General features: G+C 63.4%; 3 protein-coding genes. All 3 read left to right on the forward strand.

Annotated features, from left to right (window positions below; all coding sequences use genetic code 11):
* Positions 1-734 (forward strand): methyl-accepting chemotaxis protein (locus VGL40_00500; GenBank protein ID HEY3313754.1); only part of this gene is annotated, 734 nt, incomplete at its 5' end.
* 180 nt (positions 735-914) lie between these two features.
* Positions 915-2,474: an alkaline phosphatase family protein gene (locus tag VGL40_00505; GenBank protein HEY3313755.1), complete on the forward strand. Its 1,560-nt coding sequence runs from the start codon at positions 915-917 to the stop codon at positions 2,472-2,474.
* A 375-nt stretch (positions 2,475-2,849) separates the two neighbouring features.
* The gene (locus tag VGL40_00510; GenBank protein HEY3313756.1) at positions 2,850-3,332 is read left to right on the forward strand and encodes a hypothetical protein; all 483 of its coding nucleotides are present in this window, start codon (positions 2,850-2,852) and stop codon (positions 3,330-3,332) included.
* The last annotated feature ends 153 nt before the right edge of the window (positions 3,333-3,485 follow it).

A 3,485-nucleotide genomic window follows, 5' to 3' on the forward strand; every position in this document is an offset into this window, starting at 1 on the left:
TCACCCAGACCGTCGAGGAGATGGGCCGCATCCGGGCTTCCGTCCTCGAGGCCGCCGATCGGATCAAGCAGCTCGATCTGTTGTCCGGAGAGATCGGCACGATCACCGAGACGATCACCGAGATCGCCAACCAGACCAACCTTTTGGCCCTGAACGCGGCCATCGAGGCGGCCAGGGCCGGCGAGCAGGGACGGGGCTTCGCGGTCGTCGCCGATGAGGTTCGCAAGCTGGCGGAACGGGCCGGCGACTCGGCCAAGCAGATCGCCGGTCTGATCAGTGACATTCAGCGGAGCACGGCCGAGGCCGTGACCGCCACCGAACACGGCGCCACCCAGGTGGAAGAGGGGTCCCGGCTGGCCGCCGACGCGGCCAAGGCCCTCGAGGAGATCCTCGACGTGGTCGGCCAGACCTCCAAGGAGATGGCGGCCATCGCCGGCGCCGCCGAGGGGATCGCCAAGTCCAGCGAGGAAGTGTCCCGAGCGGTTGAGACGGTCGCGGCGACCTCTGAAGAGAACACCGCGGCGACGGAAGAGATGGCGGCCGGCGCCGACCAGGTGACCAAGGCGGTCAACGACATCGTGGCCATCTCCGAGGAGAACTCGGCGGCCGCCGAAGAGGTCTCGGCGACGGTCGAGGAGATGAACGCCTCGGTCGAGCAGATGTCCGAGTCGGCCAAAGCCCTCGCCGACCTGGCTACAAAGATGAAGGAGCAGATCTCGACGTTCAAGGTCTGAGCACGTTAGGGTCTAGGCACCGAGTAACGGCCGAATCGCATCGCATGAAGGACGCGCCCGTGGTCAACCTATCACTGGAGGTGAAGGTGCCGCGGGCGCTGTCGTCTTTCGGTGCTCCCGCCCGCCGACACCCACGCGATGCCAATGAGTAGGTCAGGTTCGCCTCGGGTACTCTCCGGTATGCTGGTCGGGCTGGTCTTCGCGGCCGCGGCCGTCGGGGTCTTCTGGTACGGCTCGCGGCTCGGTCTGTGGAAGTGGCCGGCCCCGAAACCGGTGCCGGGGCCGCGGGAGATCCTCCAGGGCTACGTCGCCGGGACAATCTGCGATGTCAACGGTCAGGTCCTCGTCGTCCGCGACAAGCCGAGCGGGACGGTGGTGACCGTGGTGGCCGGATCACGGACCACGGTGCGGCGGAGCGGGAAGGCCCTGCCCCTGGGGTCGCTGCGCCCGGGGATGGGCGTTCGGGTCGACGGGACCTTCACCAACGGCTACATCGCCGCCGACTCCGTCGAGGTGACGGCCGAGAGCCTGTCACCCGACCAGGCCCCGGGCGGCACGGGCGGGGCCGGGGGTCCGAATGAACCCGGGGGGCCGGGCGGCCCATCGGGGGGGTCCGCAAGCGGCGGCGCCGGCGGCGTCCCCCCGGGTGGTGCGGGCGTGCCCGCCCCGGCCGGGGCCAAGGCCACCCCGATCAAACACATCATCTACGTCATCCAAGAGAACCACAGCTTCGACAACTACTTCGGGACCTACCCCGGGGCCAGCGGCTTTCCGGCCGGGACCAAGCTGCCCGAGCAGCCGGGGGCCCAGCCGACCCTTGCTCCCTTTCATCTGACGAGCCTGAGCACCGACCTGCCCCACTCCCGGGAGGTGGCCCTAAAGGCTTACGACGGCGGCAAGATGGACGGCTTCGTCTGGGCTGAGCGCTCCAGGGACACGATGGGCTACTACGACGCCTCGGACCTGCCCAACTACTGGACCTACGCCCGGGATTTCGTCCTCATGGACGCCTTCTTCTCCTCACTGATGGGGCCGTCGCTCCCGAATCACCTGTACAGCGTGGCCGCGCAGTCAGGCGGCCTGGTCAAGAACATGACCGAGGCCCCGGCGGCCGGCTTCAACTTCCCGACCCTGGCGACCCTCCTGGCGCGGTCAAAGGTCACCTGGAAGTACTACGACGGGAAGCCGGACCCCAGGGCCTTTTCCCTATGGAACCCGCTCCCCGGCTTCAAGGAGTTCCGGGACAACCAGGCGCTGATGGAGCACCTCGTCGGCACGGACCAGTTCTTCGCCGACCTCCGCCACGGAACGCTCCCACAGGTCAGCTGGGTCGTGCCGAGCGCCCTCGAGAGTGAGCACCCGCCGCAGAACCTGCAACTCGGGATGTGGTACGTGACCAGCCTGATCAACGCGGTCATGCGCAGCCCCTACTGGGACGAGACGGCCATCTTCCTGACCTGGGACGACTACGGTGGCTTCTATGACCACGTCCCGCCGCCGCAGACGGACCAGTACGGCCTGGGCCCCCGGGTGCCGGCCATCGTCATCTCGCCCTACGCCAAGCGGGGGTTCATCGACCACACCCAGTACGACCTCACATCCGTCCTTCGCTTCGTCGAGGACCGCTTCGGGCTGGAACCTCTCACCGAACGGGACCGCAAGGCCGACGGAATGCTGGCCCCGTTCGACTTCACCCAGACCCCACGGAAACCGCTGCTGATCGCCCCGCCGGGGGAGTGAGGGGGCGTGCCTCGCGACCCTGCTATGGTCTCGATTCCCCCCGTGAACCAGGGCCTCTTAGGGGGGCGCGCAGGGGTTCCGAGTGTCAGAACTGAAGAAGGAGAAACCTGATCAGAAGGGTAACCCCCTAAGGGTAAGTTCTGTGGTCATTAGGGGGGTTGCTTCTTGGCCAAGTGTACAATTTGTGACAGCCGCAAGGGAAAGCGCAACTGTGAAAGAACCGGGCTGCCGGTTTGTTCGCAGTGTTGTGGTCAGGCTAGGTCGTGGGTGAATTGTCCAACTCATTGTGCCTATTTTCCTAAGGAGGACTGGCCACAGTTTCTTGTCTTCCTGCCATCAGTGACAAATGAGTCAACAGGAGAGACGACTCGCTTCATGGCCAATTGCTTTCTCCCCAACGCCTATGACCTGGTTGACTGCTCAGTCAGTCGACTTGGATTGTCGTTTGCAGATTCACACACCCTGAACGTGGATATAGCAATGGTACTTACATCCCGGCGAGACGTCGTTCCGGAGATATACGGCAAGGATGATTGGAAAGCAGAAGAGGCCTGGGGTGATACTACAAACAAGGACCTGGCACCATTGTTGTTCGTTTTTGCCGGGAAGAATGGGTCCGTATCAAGCAGAGAGACTGCATACCAGCGAGTCAACATTGTTGAGAGACATGCAACGAGTCATATGCATTGGCATGTATGGATGCCCTATTCCAGGATGGTCATTGAACAGGAAACTGTATTCGACCCTCAGGCTCGCCGGATGGTCAAGCGTGGATATCGGTGCGGGAAAGGGAAGGTATTTAGTGGCAAGAACACCGCGATATTTGGCAACGTGTACCTGAACACCGAGCTAGGTTGAGGACACGGGTCAAATACCAAGAGATGACGGTTTTACCCGAGCGAACATTGGTTTCGTGTTGGTTGGGCCTTTTTCTGCCATTCAAGACGGTCAATTTTGAAAGGGTTACTGTAGATCCCCCGTACGGGTTCGAACTAGCACACTGGGACAAGC

This window comes from Bacillota bacterium (assembly GCA_036504675.1).
In the GTDB taxonomy this organism is placed as follows: domain Bacteria; phylum Bacillota; class Sulfobacillia; order JAJYWN01; family JAJZPE01; genus DASXUT01.